At 61.0% G+C, this 19,396-nt stretch carries 16 protein-coding genes; 8 read left to right on the top strand and 8 right to left on the bottom strand.

Features of this window, described 5'->3' with window-relative positions; translation table 11 throughout:
• Window positions 1–81: 81 nt before the first annotated feature.
• The 4 genes from cas3f to Q7L05_RS03910 all read right to left on the bottom strand — a co-directional run bounded on the left by cas3f (window position 82) and on the right by Q7L05_RS03910 (window position 6,997).
• On the bottom strand, window positions 82–3,354 hold the full coding sequence (gene cas3f, locus Q7L05_RS03895) for a type I-F CRISPR-associated helicase Cas3f (RefSeq protein ID WP_303902227.1): 3,273 nt from the start codon (window positions 3,352–3,354) through the stop codon (window positions 82–84).
• A complete protein-coding gene (cas1f, locus tag Q7L05_RS03900) occupies window positions 3,351–4,328 on the bottom strand; it encodes a type I-F CRISPR-associated endonuclease Cas1f (protein WP_303902229.1) in 978 nt (325 codons plus the stop codon). Before cas1f ends, cas3f begins: the two co-directional genes overlap by 4 nt.
• Window positions 4,329–4,595: 267 nt before the next feature.
• Entirely contained in the window at window positions 4,596–5,672 is a 1,077-nt protein-coding gene (locus tag Q7L05_RS03905) for a hypothetical protein (protein ID WP_303902231.1), read from the bottom strand.
• Window positions 5,672–6,997, bottom strand: a complete 1,326-nt coding sequence (locus Q7L05_RS03910) for a sigma-54 interaction domain-containing protein (protein WP_303902233.1) — start codon at window positions 6,995–6,997, stop codon at window positions 5,672–5,674. The genes Q7L05_RS03905 and Q7L05_RS03910 overlap by 1 nt, the downstream gene beginning before the upstream one ends.
• Before the next feature lie 318 nt (window positions 6,998–7,315).
• On the opposite strand from Q7L05_RS03910, the gene cydP reads away from it, so the two are divergent.
• The 5 genes from cydP (at window position 7,316) to Q7L05_RS03935 (ending at window position 10,878) form a co-directional block, all read left to right on the top strand.
• On the top strand, window positions 7,316–7,534 hold the full coding sequence (gene cydP, locus Q7L05_RS03915; RefSeq protein ID WP_303902235.1) for a cytochrome oxidase putative small subunit CydP: 219 nt from the start codon (window positions 7,316–7,318) through the stop codon (window positions 7,532–7,534).
• Complete coding sequence (locus Q7L05_RS03920; RefSeq protein ID WP_303902238.1) at window positions 7,531–9,147, top strand: cytochrome ubiquinol oxidase subunit I; 1,617 nt, start codon at window positions 7,531–7,533, stop codon at window positions 9,145–9,147. The genes cydP and Q7L05_RS03920 overlap by 4 nt, the downstream gene beginning before the upstream one ends.
• An 84-nt stretch (window positions 9,148–9,231) precedes the next feature.
• A complete protein-coding gene (cydB, locus tag Q7L05_RS03925; protein ID WP_303902241.1) occupies window positions 9,232–10,374 on the top strand; it encodes a cytochrome d ubiquinol oxidase subunit II in 1,143 nt (380 codons plus the stop codon).
• A gap of 77 nt (window positions 10,375–10,451) precedes the next feature.
• Entirely contained in the window at window positions 10,452–10,556 is a 105-nt protein-coding gene (gene cydX / locus Q7L05_RS03930; RefSeq protein ID WP_303902244.1) for a cytochrome bd-I oxidase subunit CydX, read from the top strand.
• 10 nt (window positions 10,557–10,566) lie between these two features.
• Complete coding sequence (locus tag Q7L05_RS03935; RefSeq protein WP_303902294.1) at window positions 10,567–10,878, top strand: cyd operon YbgE family protein; 312 nt, start codon at window positions 10,567–10,569, stop codon at window positions 10,876–10,878.
• A gap of 226 nt (window positions 10,879–11,104) precedes the next feature.
• Here the strand turns inward: Q7L05_RS03935 and Q7L05_RS03940 are convergent, their stop codons facing one another.
• Both Q7L05_RS03940 and Q7L05_RS03945 read right to left on the bottom strand, forming a co-directional pair.
• Window positions 11,105–11,449, bottom strand: coding sequence for a NifB/NifX family molybdenum-iron cluster-binding protein (locus Q7L05_RS03940; RefSeq protein WP_303902247.1), 345 nt, complete (start codon window positions 11,447–11,449; stop codon window positions 11,105–11,107).
• A 60-nt stretch (window positions 11,450–11,509) separates the two neighbouring features.
• Window positions 11,510–11,662 carry a hypothetical protein gene (locus Q7L05_RS03945; protein ID WP_303902249.1) on the bottom strand — a complete coding sequence of 51 codons (153 nt, stop codon included), beginning with the start codon at window positions 11,660–11,662 and terminating at the stop codon, window positions 11,510–11,512.
• 354 nt (window positions 11,663–12,016) lie between these two features.
• On the opposite strand from Q7L05_RS03945, the gene ku reads away from it, so the two are divergent.
• The 3 genes from ku to Q7L05_RS03960 all read left to right on the top strand — a co-directional run bounded on the left by ku (window position 12,017) and on the right by Q7L05_RS03960 (window position 16,615).
• On the top strand, window positions 12,017–12,862 hold the full coding sequence (gene ku / locus Q7L05_RS03950; RefSeq protein WP_303902252.1) for a non-homologous end joining protein Ku: 846 nt from the start codon (window positions 12,017–12,019) through the stop codon (window positions 12,860–12,862).
• 562 nt (window positions 12,863–13,424) lie between these two features.
• Window positions 13,425–15,938: a DNA ligase D gene (gene ligD / locus Q7L05_RS03955; RefSeq protein ID WP_303902254.1), complete on the top strand. Its 2,514-nt coding sequence runs from the start codon at window positions 13,425–13,427 to the stop codon at window positions 15,936–15,938.
• Window positions 15,939–16,141: 203 nt separating this feature from the next.
• Window positions 16,142–16,615: a hypothetical protein gene (locus Q7L05_RS03960; protein WP_303902257.1), complete on the top strand. Its 474-nt coding sequence runs from the start codon at window positions 16,142–16,144 to the stop codon at window positions 16,613–16,615.
• 477 nt (window positions 16,616–17,092) lie between these two features.
• Here Q7L05_RS03960 and Q7L05_RS03965 read toward each other — a convergent pair whose 3' ends face one another.
• The gene (locus tag Q7L05_RS03965) at window positions 17,093–17,668 is read right to left on the bottom strand and encodes a DUF882 domain-containing protein (protein WP_303902260.1); all 576 of its coding nucleotides are present in this window, start codon (window positions 17,666–17,668) and stop codon (window positions 17,093–17,095) included.
• Between the two features lie 62 nt (window positions 17,669–17,730).
• Window positions 17,731–19,383 (bottom strand): L,D-transpeptidase family protein, encoded by a 1,653-nt coding sequence (locus Q7L05_RS03970; protein ID WP_303902262.1) that lies wholly within the window; start codon window positions 19,381–19,383, stop codon window positions 17,731–17,733.
• Window positions 19,384–19,396 lie beyond the last annotated feature (13 nt).

Here is a 19,396-nt window from a genome sequence, read left to right on the forward strand (position 1 = left end):
CGAAGAGGTAGCTTAGAAGATGTAGTTATCAGGATTAACTGCCGACCAGGCAGCACTCCGCGGGGCTTTCGCCCCGCGGTCTCATTGACCCCGACTAAACCCCAATGCCGGGTGGTAATTCCACCCTTTCGTTTCTTGCTTCGCCGGTAGGTCGATAATGCCAAACAGCCGGGCGCAGTACGTTACTTCCATGCCGAGCCGCTCCGCGAGCGCCTCCAGGGCCTCCCTGTAATCCGGCTCGCCCCAGAACTCGATCCGGGGCCCCGGATCGAGTTCAAGGGCATTGCAAAGAGATAATTTCGTCAGTTTTCCATCGCCCTCGAAACGGTAGAATCCGATGTCTTCATCGTCATCATCAGGCAGGAGCCCGTAACGCTGGTGTCCCTCTGGATCGAGACGGAAGGGGGTGTTTCGCTGAAGTTCGCCGCTTATGCTCGCGTGCGTTGACCACCACCAGTGGACCGGCTCCATCTTGTAGATGCCCCCTTCGGTCTCTCCAAACATCAAAGCCCGCAGCTTGGCGTGTTCCAGGTCCACTAGGTTCCGTGTGGGCTGAAGTGTTTTTCGCTCGCGGATGCGAGCCGAGGCGTCGATTGAAGCTAACTGCTCCGGGGCCAACAGTTCGGTAAGGCGATGCGTCGCCAGCGGAAAGTCCTCATTTTCGAAGCCGGGCCGGCAAAACGCGGGGGCGTTGGGCCGGATCAGGTGTCTTACATTGGTGTCCAGCAGGTAGAGGTTGGCACTTTCACAAACCCCGGGGCGGTGCCTGCGGACGCGTCCGGCCAACTGAATAATGGAGCGCATCGACGAGGGCTCGACCACCGCCCAGTCGTAGTCATGGTCCCGCCCCACTTCGGCGACCGCCGTCGCCAGTACGACGTAGATCTGCTCCGGTTCCGATGCATTGTCGAGGCAGTCGCGAACCGCGGGTTCTTCGAGTACCGCGTCGGGTTCTGCTCGGTTCAGGAGGCGGTCTAATCGGTTTTCGATGCCGGTGCGGACCAATAGCGGATGCTGTGAATGATATACACAGAGGTGAATACGATGACCCTCCTCGGCGCCCAGGCGGTATAGGGCTTGAGCGGTTTCGATTAGGGGCCCGATATTAGCCATTCGGATGAGTCCGAAACTAATCCGCTTTCCGGTTTTTGGGTCGGGCGTATTGTGCCGATCGTGAAGCTCATGAATGTAGTCACGTAGATGGGGCGCCAACTCTGCCGTGACCTCTTCCCGCTCCTTGGCGTGGGCAATCGAAAGTGGCTTGATAACCGCCTTTCGGCGCATCTCTGTCTGCGCCAGTCGGCGGAGGCGCCCATCGACAAAGGTCCGATGAGCCAAGGCATAACTATCCCGGGCAGAATGATTGCTGGTATCTGCGTTGAACTCGTCAAACCAGGCGCAACAGACGTCGAGAGGTTCTCCCGGTATGCCCCGGTTGCGTTGATAGCTACGCCGTCCCTCCAGGTAGGCTTGGAACAGCCCCTGAGTCAGAGTGGGTGGGAGCGTTGCTGATGAGAGCAGGACGCGACTGCCCAACAGCCCGGCCCAATGAACCAGTCGGGTCAGGGCGGGCAAATCGTTGGTATCGAAGTCGTCCGGTTCGTCCAGCACCAGGTCCGAACTCATAAGACGCAACATCGGAGCAATTTGACGGCCGCCACGGGTGCCCTCGGTGGCCGGGATCAGGTGATCGACAGTGCAGGCCAGAATGGGGGCATTGAGAAGTTTCCGTGCCTCCACGTTATCACCCAGCCAGCGGTTCAGTGGGCCATCCTCCAGGCTTCCCTCGAAATGCACGAAGTGCTGTTTGGGCAACAGATCGGCGCTGGATTCAGCACCCAGCGTCGATAGCCGAGTCTCCTCTTCTTGGCGCTGCTGCTCATGAAGTTTCCGAACGGCTCCACCAACAAGCACCGCCAGATCATCACTGCCCAGTCCGAGCCGCTTCCGGTAGGCGTCACCGGTCTGCAAGGTCAGAGTCCGAAGTCCCAGGGCGATACTGAAGCGGGCTCCCTGTTGCGGATCGGCAAGGGCATAGAGTATTCGCCCATTGGCCAGCGTCTTGCCGGCCCCTGTGGAGGCCATGTTGACGCCAAAGAAGCCCTGGCGAGCAGTGCGGGACTGAATGCCGGTCGCTAAATCAAAGGCGCGATCCTGCCAACGAAAAGCCGGATTCCGACTGCGCTGCCGGAAACCCTTGTGCCGGGCGATACGGGGAAGCCGTTGTGCTAATCGGGGCAGCGCCCGGACAATTCGGCTGGCACTGACCTCGACACCGATCAGGTGTTCATCAAGTCGCTGCTTGAGGGCGCCTGTACCACGGTCGGTATTGGCGAAAAGCGGGTACTCCGGGCTTCCGTACCGCTTGTGGCTGGGTTGGGCGGAGTAGTAGTGGTCGGCCAGCATCAGGGCCATGCGGGAGAGGTGCAACACATAAGGATCATCCCGCCATTGTGACTGCAGCATTGTAGGTCGCTGGAGGATTCTGTTAGCGACTTTGGCCGCGTGAATGCGCCAGTGATGGCTGTCGAATGGCGTGCCTTTTCTGAACCGCCAGCACTCCGCGATGGCCTTTTCCGAGGCGTCGAACTGCAGTCCGCTCCATGTGTCTTGAATCTCTTCGGGGAGGTTGACCAAAAGCTGGGAGCGGATGGGGGAACCCTTCACCTGAGTCGGTAGACGGTGATGGCTGACAATCAACCACCCGACAACGTGTGCCAAAGGTGCTGACGATGGCAATGCTTCGAACGGTCCGAGAAGGCCGCGATCCATTCTGTCTCGCGACAACCGGTCCAGCACGCCTTTGCCCTGCCCCTTGGTCAACCCGGCTAGCCGCTGCAACCAGACATCATCGCTGTCCTCTCCGACAAAGGCCTCGAACAGCCGCAACGAGACCCATTCATGCCGGTAGGCGTCAGCAATTGGCTTTTTGCTGCTGGCCGGGGCCAACTTTTTCTGAAAGGCTTGGTTTGCCTTACCGAAGTCATGAAACAGCGCCGCAAGCGTCGCCAGGAGCCGGATCTCCTCGGCGGTATGCCAGTCGTTTTCATCCCGGCTTCTGAGTACATCACGTGCTGTCGTATTGGTCGGGGTGGCCCCCTGAGCATTGAATCTCCTGGCATCGCCGACAATCCAGAGAAGCTCACTATGGTCTTTCCCGCGTATCCAGTGACAAGCCACCGCGGTATTCTTGCGAGCCGTTTTTCGCAACATGCGATGCAGAGTTTCCAGGCCCTGCTGGGTGATTGGGGTTTGCCAGGTACGGTCGCCGCGGCGCTCAGCAAACTGGTCGAGGATCCGCCGTGTTTCGGTAAGGGCATTCTTGCTGCACTGGGAGGCCAGCAGAACGTTCATACGGCCCGCCCCCCGACATCTGTCGCGATCCGCTTGATCGTATCGATCATGAAATCCAGCGATTCATTGCGTGTTAAGCCTTCAATGCAGGCTTGCCGGAACTCCTGCTCGTCATGACCGGCCATGGCAGAAATAAACGCCTGGGGCAAAATAACGGCATCTTTCACCAAATCCGCCACGTCGAACACTAAACCGCCACGACGGGTTTTGCCGTGCAATACTGCCAGGCCATGCGGCACGCCCAGTACCCAGGTGGCCGTTGCGCCCAAGCCATAGGCCAGATAGTTGCCGTGATCGAGAAAACGATTAGCTGGATCGGTGCCGGTACCCTTCTTGGCGCGGACAAACTCACCGTAACCCATGGTCCGTGCAGCAATCTTGAACAGGTCTTTGGTAAGGCGCGCTTCAAGAGTCAGGAGATCCATCGTAGTAGGGCAGGCGGCAATACCGGCGCGGGTACTTTCAAGCTGTGGCCCCAAGGTGCTTCCCTGCACCTCGAAGCCCGCATCCCGCAGAGCCCGACTTTTTAGCCAGTGTGACTCAAGGCGCTGCAGCCGGGCATACTGAAAAGCCCTGGCTGCTTCCAACCGTAGTCCGTCATCGAACCAGAACCGGACCCAATTCTGCAGATATTCGGTTGGTCGGTATTCGCTTTGCGGAGTGAACCAGGCAACTTCGACATCCACTTCGTTTGCACTAAAAAGCGGCGTGCCACCACCACCACAGAATCCCACCAATACACCCGCCTTGGCCAGTTCGCGCATGGCGGCCTGAGTTATCGATGTGCCGGTCCCCAAGAGCAGGGATGTGGTGTTGGCGATAGGGATGTTCCAATATAGCGACTGCCGCCCTTCATCGGTGACGTATTCGACTCGTCCACCGTTTACTAGTACGCGACAGTGCTGGAGATAGTAGAGGTTAGCGCGTTTCGAATGTAAAACGCTTTTGAGGTCGCTTGGTGTCAGGTCATCCATTGAACTTGTCCATTTGCAAACGATGCATACATAGGCAGCGGTCTACCCTGATGCTCGGCAATCGAGTGATTAGCCAAAGCATCATTCTTTAGGGTTTAAGCACGAATTGCAAAGCCGGAGGAGTTGGCGGGAATCGCCGCGGGGGCGCGCCTCCTGCGGGGAGGGGGAGGACCGGATGGCGCATTATAAAGGTGCCTGCGGATCGTGGGGTGCATCCTTCAAAATCATCGGCTGCGGACAGTTGTGGCGGCGTGTTGAGAATGCGCCCTACGGGTCGGTTGCGATCCGCTTCTCCAGTTCGTCGACCGCCTGCCCGATGCCGGTGGCGGGAACCGGGGGGTGGCGGCCGGCCTGCAGTGACCGCAGGACGGCTTGCCTGAATTGGTTCGATTTCCAGGACTGCGGCGACAGGGGTTCGGCGCTTCCGTTCTGGGTGAGCCACTGCTCAAGGTAAGGTGATTCGGGCCAGTCGGGGCGGGGGATGTAGAGAACGGGGATGCCGTTTCCGGCGGCTTCGGTGAAGCTGCCGTAACCCGGCTTTGTGATCAGCAGGTCGCATGAGGCGACCAGGTCGGTGAATGGCAGATTCAGGTCCTCGAAGGGGATCGCGTCGGGGTGTTCAACCTGCCAGCCGCGCTGCACCAGCCAGCGCACACCTTCGATACGTGGCCACTGCTCGACCGGCAGCCGCAGGTGGATGCCACCTACGGCAACGAGAACGAGTTTATCGCCTCCGGTGTTGAAGGCGTGGTCGAGTTCCGGGCGTCGATTACGGCCCGGCGCCATGATCGGCCCGATGTCGCGGGCGTTATCGAGAAACCCCATCGGCATGGAGGGTTCGGTGCGCAGAAACAGATCGGCACTGTTATAGGCAACCTCCATCTGCCCGAGGATAGGTCCCGCCTCGGGTCGGTCTCCACAGTAGTGCCGATAGATATCCGCCCAGTTGAGGCAGCACATCGCCGCGGAGGGGAGCCCCGCCCGCTCGGCACCCGCCAAGGTAAGGTAAGGAATATCCGCCAGAACGAGATTGGGGGCGACCTCTCGCAGCTCTCCCGCCACACGGTCGACCCGCTCATCCCACTGCCGGTGGAATCCGCCATAGCGCTGTGCACTGGCCTCGACGTCCACCTCCAGTGCATCGTGCTGCACCATGCCGAAATCGTCGGTGGCAACCTGCAGCTCGAAGGGGCCGTCGATGCGACGCTCGAGAACGGCACGTGACAGCGCGGTACGAAGTGTCAGCCGCAGTTCCGGGTAGCGTGCCCGGAGTGCGTTCAAAACGGCCGCGCTCTGGGCCAAATGCCCAAAGCCGTGGGGCGAAATGGCGGCAAGCAGGTGCATCACTGCTCCGCTTGGTCAAGCATTTTGAGGTCCTGGAGCTTCCGGTAGAGGGTTCGCTCACTAACTCCCAGGCGCGCGGCCAGGTCGCGCTTGTCTCCCTCGAAACGGGCGACGGACCAGCCCATGTAGCGGCGCTCCATTTCGTCGAGCGGAATGATCTCGTTGGGCATCGGTCCCGAGACCGATCGCTGCATACCGCTCCGGCACTCCTCCGGGAGGTGATCCGGGAGGATTACGTCCCCGTCGGCCAAAAGTGCAGCGCGCTCCAGAATATTGCGCAACTCGCGGATGTTCCCCGGGAAGTCATAGGCGCGCAAATAGTCGAGGGCCTCCGCGGAGAGCGTCAGGGTGCGCCCGATGTTCACGCGGCGAAGCAGGTTTTCACACAGCAGCGGCAGGTCTTCGACCCGTTCGCGCAGCGAGGGAAGGACGATCGGGAAGGCGTTGAGGCGGTAGAAGAGGTCACTTCGGAACTCCCCTGCCTCGACCATCTTCTTCAGTCCACGGTGAGTGGCACAGACCAGCCGGAAGTCGGCCTTATGGGGCTCGATTCCCCCCACCCGCCGGTAGGTTCTGGTCTCCAGCAGCCGCAGCAGCTTTACCTGCAGCGAGAGAGGCACATCGCCGATCTCGTCCAGGAACAGCGTCCCGCCGCGCGCCGCCTCGACCAGACCGATCTTCTGGACCTGGGCACCGGTAAAGGCGCCCTTTTCGTGGCCGAACAACTCGCTTTCGAACAGGCTTTCGGTCAACCCCGAGCACTCCACCGGCACGAAGGGACCTTTGGCACGGCTGCTGGCATCATGCACGGCCTGGGCAACCAGCTCCTTGCCGGTACCGGACTCGCCCAGCAGCAGGGCCGCCGCGTCGGAAGGGGCAACCCGCCGCACCAGCTCCAGCACCCGGTTGAAAGGCGATGAACGCCCTACCAGCCCGCTATCGGTCGGGTCGGAACTGGCCAGGCAGCTGTGATGCATGATCTCCAGATAGAAGTTCGGCTCGCCGCTTTCCCCCCGGACCGGCATCATCTCCACCTCCACGTGCTCCTCGCCGGAGGGCGTGTGGTGCAGGTGCAGATCGCGCTGGGGCAGACCGGTTTCCCGACACGCCTTGAGGGGACAGCTCTCGCCGGCCTGATCGCAGGGGAGCTGATAATGGTGGGATATACGGTAGCAGAGCGACTCGCCGCTTGGTCCCGGGTCGCCATACTCCTTCTTGTAGGCCCCGTTCGCCGCCAGAATGCGGTAATCGCGGGCAATGATCACAGCCGGTTCGCCGAAGGAATCGATTATTGAAACCACTTCGGCCGGGACCCTCTCGCTCATGAACCAAACCCCAGAGTGACGTGAATGACAGGCATTCTCTCAGAAATGCCAGATTTGACACAAGCACAATCGCTTCCGCCTCCTCCATCAACGCCCTAAAAACATTGGGAAAACTTCAAAACTTGATTTATATCAATTGTTTTAGGTGGCAGTTTGGAGTCAGAAGACCCTCGGAGATTGAAAATGTGATGGTTGGCACAATGGTTGCTCAATCATAGGACCGGCCCCGGCTCTTGCCGGATCCCCCTCGCCTCTCGCGCTCTTGACCTTGAGGCGGCAGGAGCCGTGTCCGGCCGTTTCGCTCTTCGGGAGGACCTTATGTTCAGCAATCCGCTGGTGAAGGAAATCACGGTGGTGCTGCTGTTGAAACTCGCTTTCATCACCGCACTCTGGTTTGCCTTTTTCCGTGGAGCATCGGAACCGCGGCTCCCGATCACGGAAATCGATCGCATTGAAAAGGGACCGGCTACCGAGCTCCGCGCAAGCCCAACAGCAGTCCACTCCACCATGCATATAATCAGAGGTAACCCGGCATGATTGGTGCAGATGTCGTCGACCTGTCGCGATTGCAGTTTGCAATCACGGCGATGTACCACTTCCTGTTCGTCCCGTTGACCCTTGGGCTGTCCTTTATCCTGGTGATCATGGAGTCGGTCTATGTGATGACCGGCAAAACCATCTACAAGGATATGACCAAATTCTGGGGCAAGTTGTTTGGTATCAACTTTGCGCTGGGGGTCACCACCGGCATCACCATGGAGTTCCAGTTCGGCACCAACTGGGCCTACTACTCCCACTATGTGGGTGATATCTTCGGTGCCCCGCTGGCCATTGAAGGGCTGATGGCCTTCTTTCTGGAGTCCACCTTCATCGGCCTGTTCTTCTTCGGCTGGGAGCGGCTTTCGCGGCGCCAGCATCTGATGGTCACCTTCCTGACGGCCTTCGCCTCCAATATGTCCGCGCTATGGATTTTGGTGGCCAACGGCTGGATGCAGAACCCGGTCGGTTCGGAGTTCTCCTTCGAGACCATGCGCATGGAGATGACCTCCTTTGCCGAGGTGCTGCTCAATCCGGTGGCGCAGGTCAAGTTCGTGCATACCGTTTCGGCAGGCTACGTCACCGGCGCGCTGTTCGTGCTGGGTATCTCCGCCTATTACATGCTCAAGGGGCGGGATCTGGAGTTCGCCAGGCGCTCGTTTGCGGTGGCCGCCGCCTTCGGGCTCGCCTCCTCCCTCTCGGTGGTGATCCTGGGCGACGAGTCCGGCTACGAGCTGGGCGATGTCCAGAAGGTGAAGCTGGCCGCCATTGAATCCGAGTGGGAGACCCAGGAGGCACCGGCCGGCTTTACCCTGTTCGGCATCCCCGACCAGGAGAACGAGACCACCGACTACTCGGTGAAAATTCCTTGGGCCCTCGGCCTCATCGCCACCCGCTCGGTCGATGAAGAGGTAACCGGCCTGAAGGACCTCAAGGTGCAGCATGAGTCCCGCATTCGCAACGGCATGGAGGCGTACGGCCTGCTGCAGAAGCTGCGCAGTGGGCAGACCGATGAGGCCACCAAAGCGCGCTTCAACGCGATCAAGGACGACTTGGGGTACGGACTGCTGCTGAAGAAGTACACGCCGGAGGTGGTGGATGCCACGGAAAAGCAGATCCTCATGGCCGTGGACGACACCATCCCGCAGGTGGCACCGCTGTTCTGGAGCTTCCGCCTCATGGTGGCATTGGGCTTCTGGTTCATCCTCCTGTTCGGGCTCTCCTTCCTCTACTGCGCCAAGCGCGATGCCGGCCGCAAACAGTGGCTGCTAAAGGCGGCGCTCTACAGCATCCCGCTGCCCTGGATCTCCTGTGAGCTCGGCTGGTTCGTGGCCGAGTATGGGCGCCAGCCCTGGTCCATCGGCGAGGTGCTGCCGACCCACCTATCCACCTCCACCCTGGGAACGGGCGACCTGTGGTTCTCCCTGGCCGGATTCATCGGCTTCTACACCCTGCTGCTCGTGATCGAGATGTACCTGATGTTCAAGTACGCCCGCCTCGGTCCCTCCGCGCTGCACACCGGTCGCTACCACTTCGAGGTCGGAGCGGCGGCAGCACCGATGGGCGGCGGCGCCGGTCTGATCCCGCAGCCAATGCAAACGCATGTGGAATAAACGCAAAGAGCGCAGAGGCGCAGAGCACGCCGCGTTGAACGAGTTCTCTTTGCGACCTCCGCGTCCAATAACGAGGTCTGAACAATGATTCTGGATTACGAGACATTGAAACTGGTGTGGTGGCTGCTGGTCGGCGTGCTGCTGATCGGCTTCGTCATCACTGACGGCTTCGACATGGGTGCCGGTGCACTGCTGCCGTTCCTGGGCCGGAGCGATGAGGAGCGCCGGGTGATTATCAATACGCTCGGCCCGCACTGGGACGGCAACCAGGTGTGGTTCATCACCGCCGGAGGGGCTATTTTCGCGGCCTGGCCGGCGGTGTACGCGGCGGCTTTCTCGGGCTTCTATGTTGCCATGCTGCTGGTGCTGTTCGCGCTGTTCTTCCGGCCGGTGGGTTTTGATTATCGCTCCAAGGTGGAGGACCCGCGATGGCGCAGCGCCTGGGACTGGGGCCTATTCGTGGGCGGCGCAGTGCCGGCCCTGCTGTTCGGGGTGGCCTTCGGCAACCTGATCCTGGGCGTGCCGTTCGAGTACGACACGTTTTTGCGGCCCACCTACACCGGTTCATTCTTCGGGTTGCTGCGTCCCTTCGCGCTGCTGGCGGGTGTCGTGAGCCTGTCGATGCTAATCATGCACGGCGCCACCTGGCTGCAACTGCGTGCGGGCCAACCCATCGAGGCCCGTGCCCGCAAGACGGTGATGGTGGCCGGTTCGGCGGTGATCGTCTCCTTTGGTGTTGCCGGCATCTGGCTGGCCCTGGGGATTCCCGGCTACGAGATCGTCTCCATGCCGGCCACCGATGCGCTGCCGAATCCGCTGGCCAAAGAGGTGGTGCAGGCGGAAGGGGCCTGGATGGCCAACTACGGTCGTTATCCCTGGATGATCCTCGCGCCGATGCTGGGTTTTGTCGGTGCACTGGGGGCGATCCTGATGGCGGGCGCCAAGCGTCCGGGTCTGGCATTCACCTCCAGCGCGGCTTCGATGTCGGGCATCATTTTCACGGCGGGCTTCTCCATGTTCCCGTTCATCATGCCCTCCATCACCGTACCCGATGTTTCGCTGACGATGTGGGATGCCCCCTCCAGTCATCTGACGCTGACGGTAATGTTCTGGGCCGCGGTGATCTTTGTGCCCATCATCCTGGCCTACACCGTCTGGTGTTACAGGGCGCTGTGGGGAAGAACCACCGTGGAGTTCATCCGCGAGCACAACTATGACGCTTACTAACTCAACCAAAACGGTGCCGCGGAGGTGCAAAGCGACGGCAGCCTTTCGCGGCACCGCGGCCCATCAGGAGGTTTGAAATGTGGTATTTCGCCTGGATTCTCGGGGTTTTGCTGGCGTTGACCCTGGGGGCGCTGAACGTCATGTGGCTGGAGTCCGAACTCGCCGGTTCCGAACCGGACTAAGCCCGATATGATGAATTCCCCTGAGCGGGGGCGCGGCCGCAGCCGCGTCCCTTACCCCAATCCCCTCTGGGCCCGAACGGGGTCTCTGCTAATGGCCATTGCGCTGAGCGGCCTCGTTCTCGTCTTCCCGCGCGCGATTGCCGAGACCGCCGGCGCGATCCGCCACGGCGCCTTGATGCTGTTGCTGTGGGGTATCGCTGCTGGCTTTATTCACGGAGTCGGATTTGTTCCCCGCATAGGCCTCTGGCGCGCAGCATTTCACCCGGGGGTCGGATGGCTCTTCATGATCGGTGGGAGTCTCTGGATTTTCGCTGCCCCGTAGTTTTCTGCGCGACACTTCGATCGGTTGATTTATTGGCAATGGGCGTGACCCGGCTCAAGAAGTAGTCTGGTGAAATAGGTGTGCCGAAATGGTGCCCGAGAGAGAAGGGAAGCCGGTGAATCCCATTTTGAAATGCGTATCAAGTGCTACGACCTGAAAGCGGGAGCGCTAACGCGGAGTTCGCAAAGGGGCCCTGCCTCTTTTACGAGCTCCGCATTTTTTCGGATCAATGCGCGTGCGGCTCAGGCGGTGGTAGCGGTTCACCATGGACGATGGCCTTGACGGCCCTCATCGGGTCGGTCTCGGAGGTCGCGACCACACGAATGCCGCGCGCGGCCATGCGGTTCACAAAACCCTGACCGCAGCCGCCGGTGATGATCACGTCGGCCACATCGACGGGGTGCGGGTCATCTCCGTGGTAGTCGTGAAAGGCCATGCCCTTGGGAAGATCGATACGCTGTATCTCGTCGGGTTCGCCTTCCACTTGGGAATCATAGACCAGGAACCGCCGTGTTTTACCGGCGTGCCCGGTGACGGTGCGAAAGTTCTGACTGGTCACTGCGATCTTCATTTCGTTGCTCCAGGAATGGGTAAAGAGGGGAAAGCGCCGAGCGCCCCCGCTGTTTCAATGTTAGCCGCCAGGGAGTGATGCCCGGTTCGGGCCTCCCTCATCGATGGCGTTCTGGATGAGCAGCAGATCCCTGTCATCGAGACTGCCGAAGAGGACGCTGTCGCGGATCCCGCAACGACGGCAGAGGCTTGAACACGGTTCGGGTTGGGTCATGTCGGATCAGCATTGAAGGAGACGCTATTATAACGTAGCCGGACCCTAAACGCTGGACACGCACCCGCCCAAGGGACTGCCCGCGGGCCTCGGGCCTCGGGCCCCGACTCACGGCTGCATCCGGCGCCGTCCGAACTATCCTTACCGAAAGGAAACCAGGCGAGGCGAGTGTGCAATGAGGGTATGCCCTTACCATTGCGGGTGGTGTGATGACCCGGCCTGTAAGGCACAGGGGTGTCGATATACCGGGACGCCGCCGCTGATCGCCTGTGAACGGTGTGGTGAACTGCATGAGCCGTATGTTGAACCGGTCCAGTGCGCGGGCTGCTGCGAGCCGCAGCGGGAGGATTCGTGATGTCACGGGTAATCTGGAAAGGCAGCATCAGCTTCGGCCTGGTCAATGTCCCGGTCTCCCTCTACTCGGGCGAACAGCGGGACGATATCCATTTTCATCAGCTGGACAAACGCAACCTCTCTCCGATCGGGTACCGGCTGGTGAACAAAAACACCGGCGAAGAGGTACCCCGGGGTGAGATCGTCAAGGGCTACGAATACGAGAAGGGCGAGTACGTCCTTGTCTCCGACGACGAACTCAAACAGGCCAATCCCGAAGCGACCCAGACCGTAGAGATCATCGATTTTGTCGAGGGCGACGGCATTCCGCTCATGTACTTCGATAAGCCCTATTACCTGGAGCCGCAGAAGCGTGCGGAGAAGGGTTACATCCTCCTGCGGGAGACACTCCGGCGCACCGGGAAGGTGGGGATCGCGCGGGTGGTACTGCGGACCCGTCAGTATCTGGCAGCCCTGGTGCCGGTGGAAAACGCATTGGTCCTGGAGATGCTGCGCTACGATTACGAGCTGCGTAAACCGGGCGATTTCAACCTGCCGGCCGAAGACATGGAGGCTTACGGCGTATCCGACCGAGAGATCGAGATGGCCGAACGGCTGGTCGAGGGCATGGCCGGCGAATGGCAGCCGGAGAAGTACCATGACGATTTCCGGGAAGATATCCTGCGCCTGATCGACGAAAAGGTTCGCACCGGCAAGACCCACGAGATCGGTATCGGACCACCCCCTCCCGAACGCCGCCGTGCCGAGGTCGTCGACCTCATGTCTCTGCTCAAAAAGAGCGTCGAGGAGACGGAGAAGGAGCGCGGCAAGAAAACCGCACCCAAACGACCCCGAAAACGGGCCTGAGAGCGAGTCCACCTGCCGCTCCGCAGCCCCGAATCGGTGATGAACTGGTAACCACGGGGACCACGGGGTAAAACAAGGTGTTCGGCTTTTTCTCCGCCGTGCGCTCCGTGGTTCGAAATTCAAGGGGTGAATCGTTAGTTCTTCAGGAAGAGCCGGAGGCCACGAATAATCTTGTGTCGCAAACAGCGAAACTGCCGCATCGCTGGGGCTCCTCCTGAAGAACTTGCCTCTGCTGTCATTACGAGGAGCCTAAGCGACGAAGTAATCTCTCCTGCCAACACCGGGATTGCCGCGTCGCCGAGGCTCCTCCTGAAGAACTTCCGCTTCTGTCACTGCGAGGAGCCCCAGCGACGAAGCAGTCTGGTACTCCGCAACATCGAGATTGCCGCGTCGCTGGGGCTCCTCGCAATGACACCTAAGAGTTCGTCATTGATTCGGGGCCGCGCAGCGGCGGGTACGGCTCGCAATGACAACTTTCTTCATTGATTCAGGCCTGCGCAGCAGGACGGCTCGCAGTGACAGGAGAGATCCTGCCAATCTTCCCTTGCTATCCAATCTGACCATGGCACTGGAAAAATATCGCCACAAACGGAATTTCGAACGCACGCCGGAGCCGGGTGGAGAAGAGCCCACTTCGGGCGGCGAAGGTCCGCTGTTCGTGGTTCAGAAACATGCGGCGCGGCGACTGCACTACGACTTTCGTCTGCAGATTGGAGACGTACTGAAGAGCTGGGCGGTCCCCAAGGGACCGAGTCCCAATCCGTCCGACAGGCGTCTGGCAGTGGAAACGGAAGATCATCCCCTCGATTACGGTGACTTCGAGGGCGTGATCTCCAAGGGAGAATACGGTGCCGGCACGGTCCTGCTCTGGGATCGCGGCAGCTGGCAGCCGGAAGGTGATGCCGAGACTGCCTGGCGTCGGGGCCATCTCAGCTTTCGACTCGCTGGAGAGAAACTGAGGGGCCGCTGGTCGCTGGTCCGTACCGGCGGCAAGGAGAGCCGCAACTGGCTGCTCATCAAGTCCGATGATGACGAGGCCGGGAGCTACTGGAGTGACGCCGAAGAGAATCAAAGCGTAGCGTCCGGACGCAGCCTGGAGCAAATTGCGCAGGGCCGTGACCACCTCTGGCACTCCGATTCAGGGCACGGGGCGCTGTTTCCCGAAATGGAGGGCAGACCGGTCCCTTTGCCAGCCGCGATGGACGCCCAACTCGCCCGGCTGACCGACAACCCTCCCGAAGGGGAGCAGTGGCTGCATGAAATCAAATTCGACGGCTATCGTATTCTCGCCCGCCTCGATGCCGGCAATGTCCGGCTGATCAGCCGCAACGGCAAGGACTGGACCGGCAAGTTCGGTTCGATCGCTGCGGCTCTGGCCGACCTGCCGATCCAGAACGCCTGGCTGGACGGGGAGATCTGCACCCTGCTCCCGGATGGAAGGACCAGCTTTCAGGGGCTGCAGGAGGCCTTGAGCAAGGGGCATGAGGAGGAGCTGGTCTACTTCGTGTTCGACCTGCTCTACCTGGATGGACTGGACCTTCGCGACCGGCCACTGAAAGAGCGCAAACTTGACCTGAAGCGGATGCTGGAGCGGGTCGGCAGTGGCGCCTCTCTGCTTCGCTATGCCGATCACATTACCGGCCATGGAACGGTCTTCTATGAACAGGCGTGCGCCCACGGACTGGAGGGTACGCTGGCCAAGCGCGTCGACGCGCCTTATCGAAGCGGCCGCGGCGGCGACTGGCGGAAGATCAAGTGTCTGCTTCAGCAGGAGTTCGTCATCGGTGGCTTTACCGATCCGACGGGGGGCCGAAAGGGGCTAGGCGCGCTGCTTCTGGGGGTCTATGAGAACGGGAGCCTTCGCTACGTAGGAAAGGTCGGAACCGGCTTCACCGAAGCGACACTGCGGGACCTGCATGACCGGCTTCGGCCGCTTGAGCAGTCGGAGCCCCCCTTCACGATGGGTCTGCCACGCAGCAGCCGCCACCTGCACTGGGTGCGGCCCGAGTTGGTGGCCGAGGTACAGTTCGCCGAATGGACGCGCGAGGGAATATTGCGCACCCCTTCCTATCAGGGACTGAGAGAAGACAAGCCCCCCACCGAGGTGCGACGCGAGGCCCCAGAGCGGCTTTCGCCCTCCTCGACTGCGCCTGCGCAGGAGCAACCCTCTCCTCGCCTGCTGAACGATCGCATCGAGGGCCTGAAGCTCTCCAACCCGGACAAGGTACTCTATCCGGGGCAGGGCCTGACCAAGCGCGATCTTGCCCATTACTATCAAACGGTGGCTGACCGGATTTTGCCCTGGCTGGCCGGGCGTCCTCTTACCCTGTTGCGCTGCCCCGAAGGTCTCCATGAAGAGTGTTTTTTTCAGAAACACGCCGAGGGCAACATCCCCAAGGCGATTCGGCGTGTAATGATCCCCGAGAAAGAAGGGAAGGAAGCCTACCTGTTCGTGGACGACCTCGAAGGACTGATTGGTCTGGTCCAGATGGGTGTACTGGAGATCCACACCTGGGGCGCACGCGCCGACCGGACCGAAGCCCCGGATCGGGTGATTTTCGACCTGGATCCCGATGAGGGTCTTGAATGGCGGGCCGTCGTCGACGCAGCGCTGGCGATCCGCTCGCGTTTACAGGAGCTCGGATTCAGCTCCTTTTTGACGACCACCGGCGGCAAGGGCCTGCACGTGGTGGTGCCCCTCATCCGCCGGCACGGATGGAGGGAAGTGAAAGCCTTCGCCAAGGCGGTAGCGGAGGGTCTGGTCAATGGTGCTCCACATCGCTATACCGTCAGCCCCTCGAAGCGGGCCAGGCGGGACAAGCTGTTTATCGACTATTTGCGCAACACCCGGGGCGCAACCGCCATTACCCCCTATGGCACCCGCGCCAGGTCGGGCGCCCCGGTGGCGACACCTATCGCCTGGGACGAACTGACGCTCGCCCTCCGACCGGATCAGTGGAATGTCCACAACATCGCCGAGCGGCTGACGAGGCCGGAGGAAGACCCGTGGAGGGGCTATCGCGGTGTTCGCCAGTCGATCACCATCGCAGCCCGGCGTCAGTTGGGACTTGAGTAGCCGACAGGCAGTTGCCGTGTACCTTTGTGCCCCTCTTGCCTGAAGTTTCACGCCAAAGCACCTGTAGGTCGGGCTTCAGCCCGTCATGGTGACGGCCTGAAGGCCGACCTACATGAAAACCGGAGAGTGCAGGAGCGTACCGGGTCGATTATTCCGGTCCGACGGGCTGCTAGACTCGAAACGATAACCGACAGGAGAGCCCCATGCGCAAACGTATTATCGATCGGCAGGCCCGCCCTTCATCGACTGAGGCCGAAGGCTGGCTGGACCTCGAACGGATTGCGCGTGCCGAGCTGACTTCGGAGGACCCGCAGTACCCGATCGAAAACGCCCTGGCCCCACCGGGAGGGGACGGCTGGCGCGCCGAAGCGCCGGGACCGCAAACGGTGCGGCTACTCTTCGATGAACCGCGACGGGTACAGCGCATACGCCTGGTGTTCGAGGAGCATGACATCGCTCGTACGCAGGAGTTCGCAGTGCGCTGGTCAACCAGCGGCGGACACACCTACCGCGAGATTATCCGCCAGCAATACAATTTCAGCCCGCCGACCACCGAACGTGAAGAGGAGGAGTTACAGACTCAACTCGACGGTATGACGGCACTGGAGATCGAGATCATCCCCGACATTGACGGAGGTGACGCACGCGCCTCCCTAACGGAGTTACGGTTGGCGTAGGGTGCATTCTTCAAATGTGCGGTTCCGGAGAGGTCGGAGACGGCGCATTTGGATGTGCCCCGGGGCGAGAGTGGTGCACGCTGGAAATCGATCGGTTTTATGGAAGAAGGTGCAACGTCGAGAATGCGCCCTACCGAGACGGGGTTGTACGCCGAGAATGCGCCTTGTCCCGTAGGGTGCATTCTTTAAATGCACCGTTTCGGCTATGAGCGGAGCTGGCGCATTTGGATGTGCCCCAGGCGGGGATTGGTGCGTTCTCACAATTAATCGGTTTTATGGAAAGGAAGTTTCAACGTCAAGAATGCGCCCTACGGAGACCGGGTGGCACGTCAGAATGCGCCCTACGTAGGGTGCATTCTTCAAATGCACCGTTCCGCTAACGACCGGAGCCGGCGCATTTGAATGTGCCCCAGGCGAGGGTGGAGTGCTCTGAAATCTTTCGGCTTGGGAAGGAAGGTGCTACGTCGAGAATGCGCCCTACCAGTAGCGGACGCGGCCGGTGTCCACATGCACGAAGTCGGATTCCGGGTAGTAGCCCACGCCGCCCCGTTTCAGGACCACAGCGACTTGTTTGAGCCGTCGGGTCGGGGTACCCGGGAGGCGGATGTCGATGGCCTTTCCCACCTTATGCAGGCTGTACTTGGCGATACCTCCTGAAGCAGCGCGCAGTGCCTCGTTGGTGCTCGGGGAACGGTAACCCGAGATCACGTGGAAGGTCCCCTGCCCCGGAACCCGTTGCTGCATGGCCCAAAGCAGATCGAGCAGTCCCGGGTCGATGCGCTTGACCTCGCTACTGCGGTGATCGCGTAGGATAAAATCGACGGCCTCGAGGGCCTCAGGAAGGTAGTGACCCTCTTCCCAATAAGGCGTACGCAGGGATTCACCGGTATGCAGGCCATAGAAGGCCAACTCCCGCACGTTTTCCTCGCGCGCCGAAATTGCCGTGGCTGAAAAAACCGGTGGCGTGATAACCGTCGTCGCACATGCGGCCGCGGCCTTCAGCAGACCGCGTCGGCCACGGTCCACCCGATTCCGCTGGATACGGTTTGGCATTTTTCCCCTCTAATCCGGATTCAGGGGGAATCAAACCGCAAATGACGATCAGCGTCAACGAATCAGTTCACGTTGGTAATGAATCCGAATGGTTCACCCTGCAAAGCTGCTATGAGCTTCCGGTTTCGACCGTAGATGTCGTCCCGGAACTGTACCCGGCCTTCGGAATCGACCCAGGTGGTCTGATAGACAAAGTAAACCGGCACCGGCTCCGGCAGGATTATCTTTTTCCACGCCCCTGTCTCCGCAGCTTCGAGCAGGCGTCCGCTCCCCCAGGTGTCATCGAGCAGTGCGCCGGCGAGGAGAAAAGGTTTTTCCAGCCGGATGCAGCCGTGGCTCAGCGCCCGGTCGCGGCGCGCGAACAGGTGACGGTCGGGGGTATCGTGAAGATAGATGGCAAAGCGATTGGGCAGCACCAGCTTGATCTGCCCGAGGGCGTTGCGGCTTCCGGGCTCTTGCTCAAGGACATAGGGGAACGGTTCCTCCCTGTCCAGTCGCAGGACAGCCAGGACATCGTCCCGGGTCAACTCCACCGGGCGCCCCTCCTTGAACGCCTGAATGCCCTGTCTAACGAAATAGGCCGGGTCCGACAACATACGCGGCAGCAGTTCATCACGGGCAATCGCCTCCGGCACCACCCATCCGGGATTGAGAACCAGGTAGCGAATCGATGAGGTAAAGGCCGGAGTCTCCCACTCCTCCTCCGCGCGACCCACAATGATGCGCATGCTCAACTGTTCACGATCGGCTTCGTAAAAAGAGAGACGAAAACCGGCGACATTCACCACCACGGAGCGCTGCGCCTCGGTACGCGGCATCCAGCGCCAGCGCTCCAGGCTGGCCCGGATCTGTGCAAGCCGCTCCTCGACCGGCACATTCAGGGCCGCCCGGGTTTCCGGGCCCACCCGACCATCCACCTGGAGTCCGTGCCGCACCTGAAAACGCCGTACGCCCGCCTCGACTTGCCCATCGAAATATCCCGGGTCCGGATGTTGTGCCGGGGAGAGGTCGCCGCTCTGCGCCAGGCGGCGGCGAAGCGTGAGGACCCGCGGCTGGCGATCGCCCCGCTTCAGGTTCGGAGTCGCCCCGGGAAGCAGATAATGGAAGCCACCCATCCGGGCTACGGCCCGATAGTCCAGAAGGGCGCGGCGCAAATGACGGTAGCCGGCTGCCTGCGGTGCCAGGCCGTCCAGCACCGTCGCCACCGATTGACCATCGAGCAACTCGATGATCCGCTCCGGTGCCAGGCGATCCCGCTGCCAATGCCAGGAGGGGTCGACCCTGTAGGGATCGGTTTGCCCCCGGTAGAGTTCCGAGGCGGTCACCAGCAGGGCATGCGTGAGTTGCAGTTCGACTGCGGCGATACGCTCGGAAGAGACTTCACCAAGAGGGATATAGGGCGTGCGGGCATAATCGAGCCCGTGGCGCTCGTTGGCCAGCCAGGTCAGGAATTCGCGGGCACGCGGGTTGATTCCGCGGCCATCGAACCACAAGGGTGTGTAGCGGCGTGCGGAATAGACACCGTGCCAGGAAGAAAAGGTCGTCAACCGGGCCACCTCGGCAGGCACCTGGTCATTTTGCAGCCAGACACGCAGCACCGCCCTTACATCGACATCGGCTGCTGCGGGATTGAGCGATCCCAGCAACAGCACGACGGCCGCCAGACCGCGGCGCATCCCCGTCAACATCCGACGCTGATGGAGAGTGATTCCCAAACCGCACGTCCTT

Origin of the sequence: Thiohalomonas denitrificans (assembly GCF_016841685.1) — a bacterium.
Classification (GTDB): Bacteria; Pseudomonadota; Gammaproteobacteria; order Thiohalomonadales; family Thiohalomonadaceae; genus Thiohalomonas; species Thiohalomonas denitrificans_A.

Excerpts from the sequence above, each read along its gene's own strand:
- cydX (WP_303902244.1), top strand. The coding sequence starts at position 10,452 with ATGTGGTATTTCGCCTGGATTCTCGGGGTTTTGCTGGCGTTGACCCTG.
- Q7L05_RS03905 (WP_303902231.1), bottom strand. The coding sequence starts at position 5,672 with ATGCACCTGCTTGCCGCCATTTCGCCCCACGGCTTTGGGCATTTGGCC.
- Q7L05_RS03920 (WP_303902238.1), top strand. The coding sequence starts at position 7,531 with ATGATTGGTGCAGATGTCGTCGACCTGTCGCGATTGCAGTTTGCAATC.
- ligD (WP_303902254.1), top strand. The coding sequence starts at position 13,425 with ATGGCACTGGAAAAATATCGCCACAAACGGAATTTCGAACGCACGCCG.
- Q7L05_RS03960 (WP_303902257.1), top strand. The coding sequence starts at position 16,142 with ATGCGCAAACGTATTATCGATCGGCAGGCCCGCCCTTCATCGACTGAG.
- Q7L05_RS03935 (WP_303902294.1), top strand. The coding sequence starts at position 10,567 with ATGAATTCCCCTGAGCGGGGGCGCGGCCGCAGCCGCGTCCCTTACCCC.
- Q7L05_RS03965 (WP_303902260.1), bottom strand. The coding sequence starts at position 17,668 with ATGCCAAACCGTATCCAGCGGAATCGGGTGGACCGTGGCCGACGCGGT.
- Q7L05_RS03940 (WP_303902247.1), bottom strand. The coding sequence starts at position 11,449 with ATGAAGATCGCAGTGACCAGTCAGAACTTTCGCACCGTCACCGGGCAC.
- cydP (WP_303902235.1), top strand. The coding sequence starts at position 7,316 with ATGTTCAGCAATCCGCTGGTGAAGGAAATCACGGTGGTGCTGCTGTTG.
- ku (WP_303902252.1), top strand. The coding sequence starts at position 12,017 with ATGTCACGGGTAATCTGGAAAGGCAGCATCAGCTTCGGCCTGGTCAAT.
- Q7L05_RS03910 (WP_303902233.1), bottom strand. The coding sequence starts at position 6,997 with ATGAGCGAGAGGGTCCCGGCCGAAGTGGTTTCAATAATCGATTCCTTC.
- cas3f (WP_303902227.1), bottom strand. The coding sequence starts at position 3,354 with ATGAACGTTCTGCTGGCCTCCCAGTGCAGCAAGAATGCCCTTACCGAA.
- cas1f (WP_303902229.1), bottom strand. The coding sequence starts at position 4,328 with ATGGATGACCTGACACCAAGCGACCTCAAAAGCGTTTTACATTCGAAA.
- cydB (WP_303902241.1), top strand. The coding sequence starts at position 9,232 with ATGATTCTGGATTACGAGACATTGAAACTGGTGTGGTGGCTGCTGGTC.
- Q7L05_RS03945 (WP_303902249.1), bottom strand. The coding sequence starts at position 11,662 with ATGACCCAACCCGAACCGTGTTCAAGCCTCTGCCGTCGTTGCGGGATC.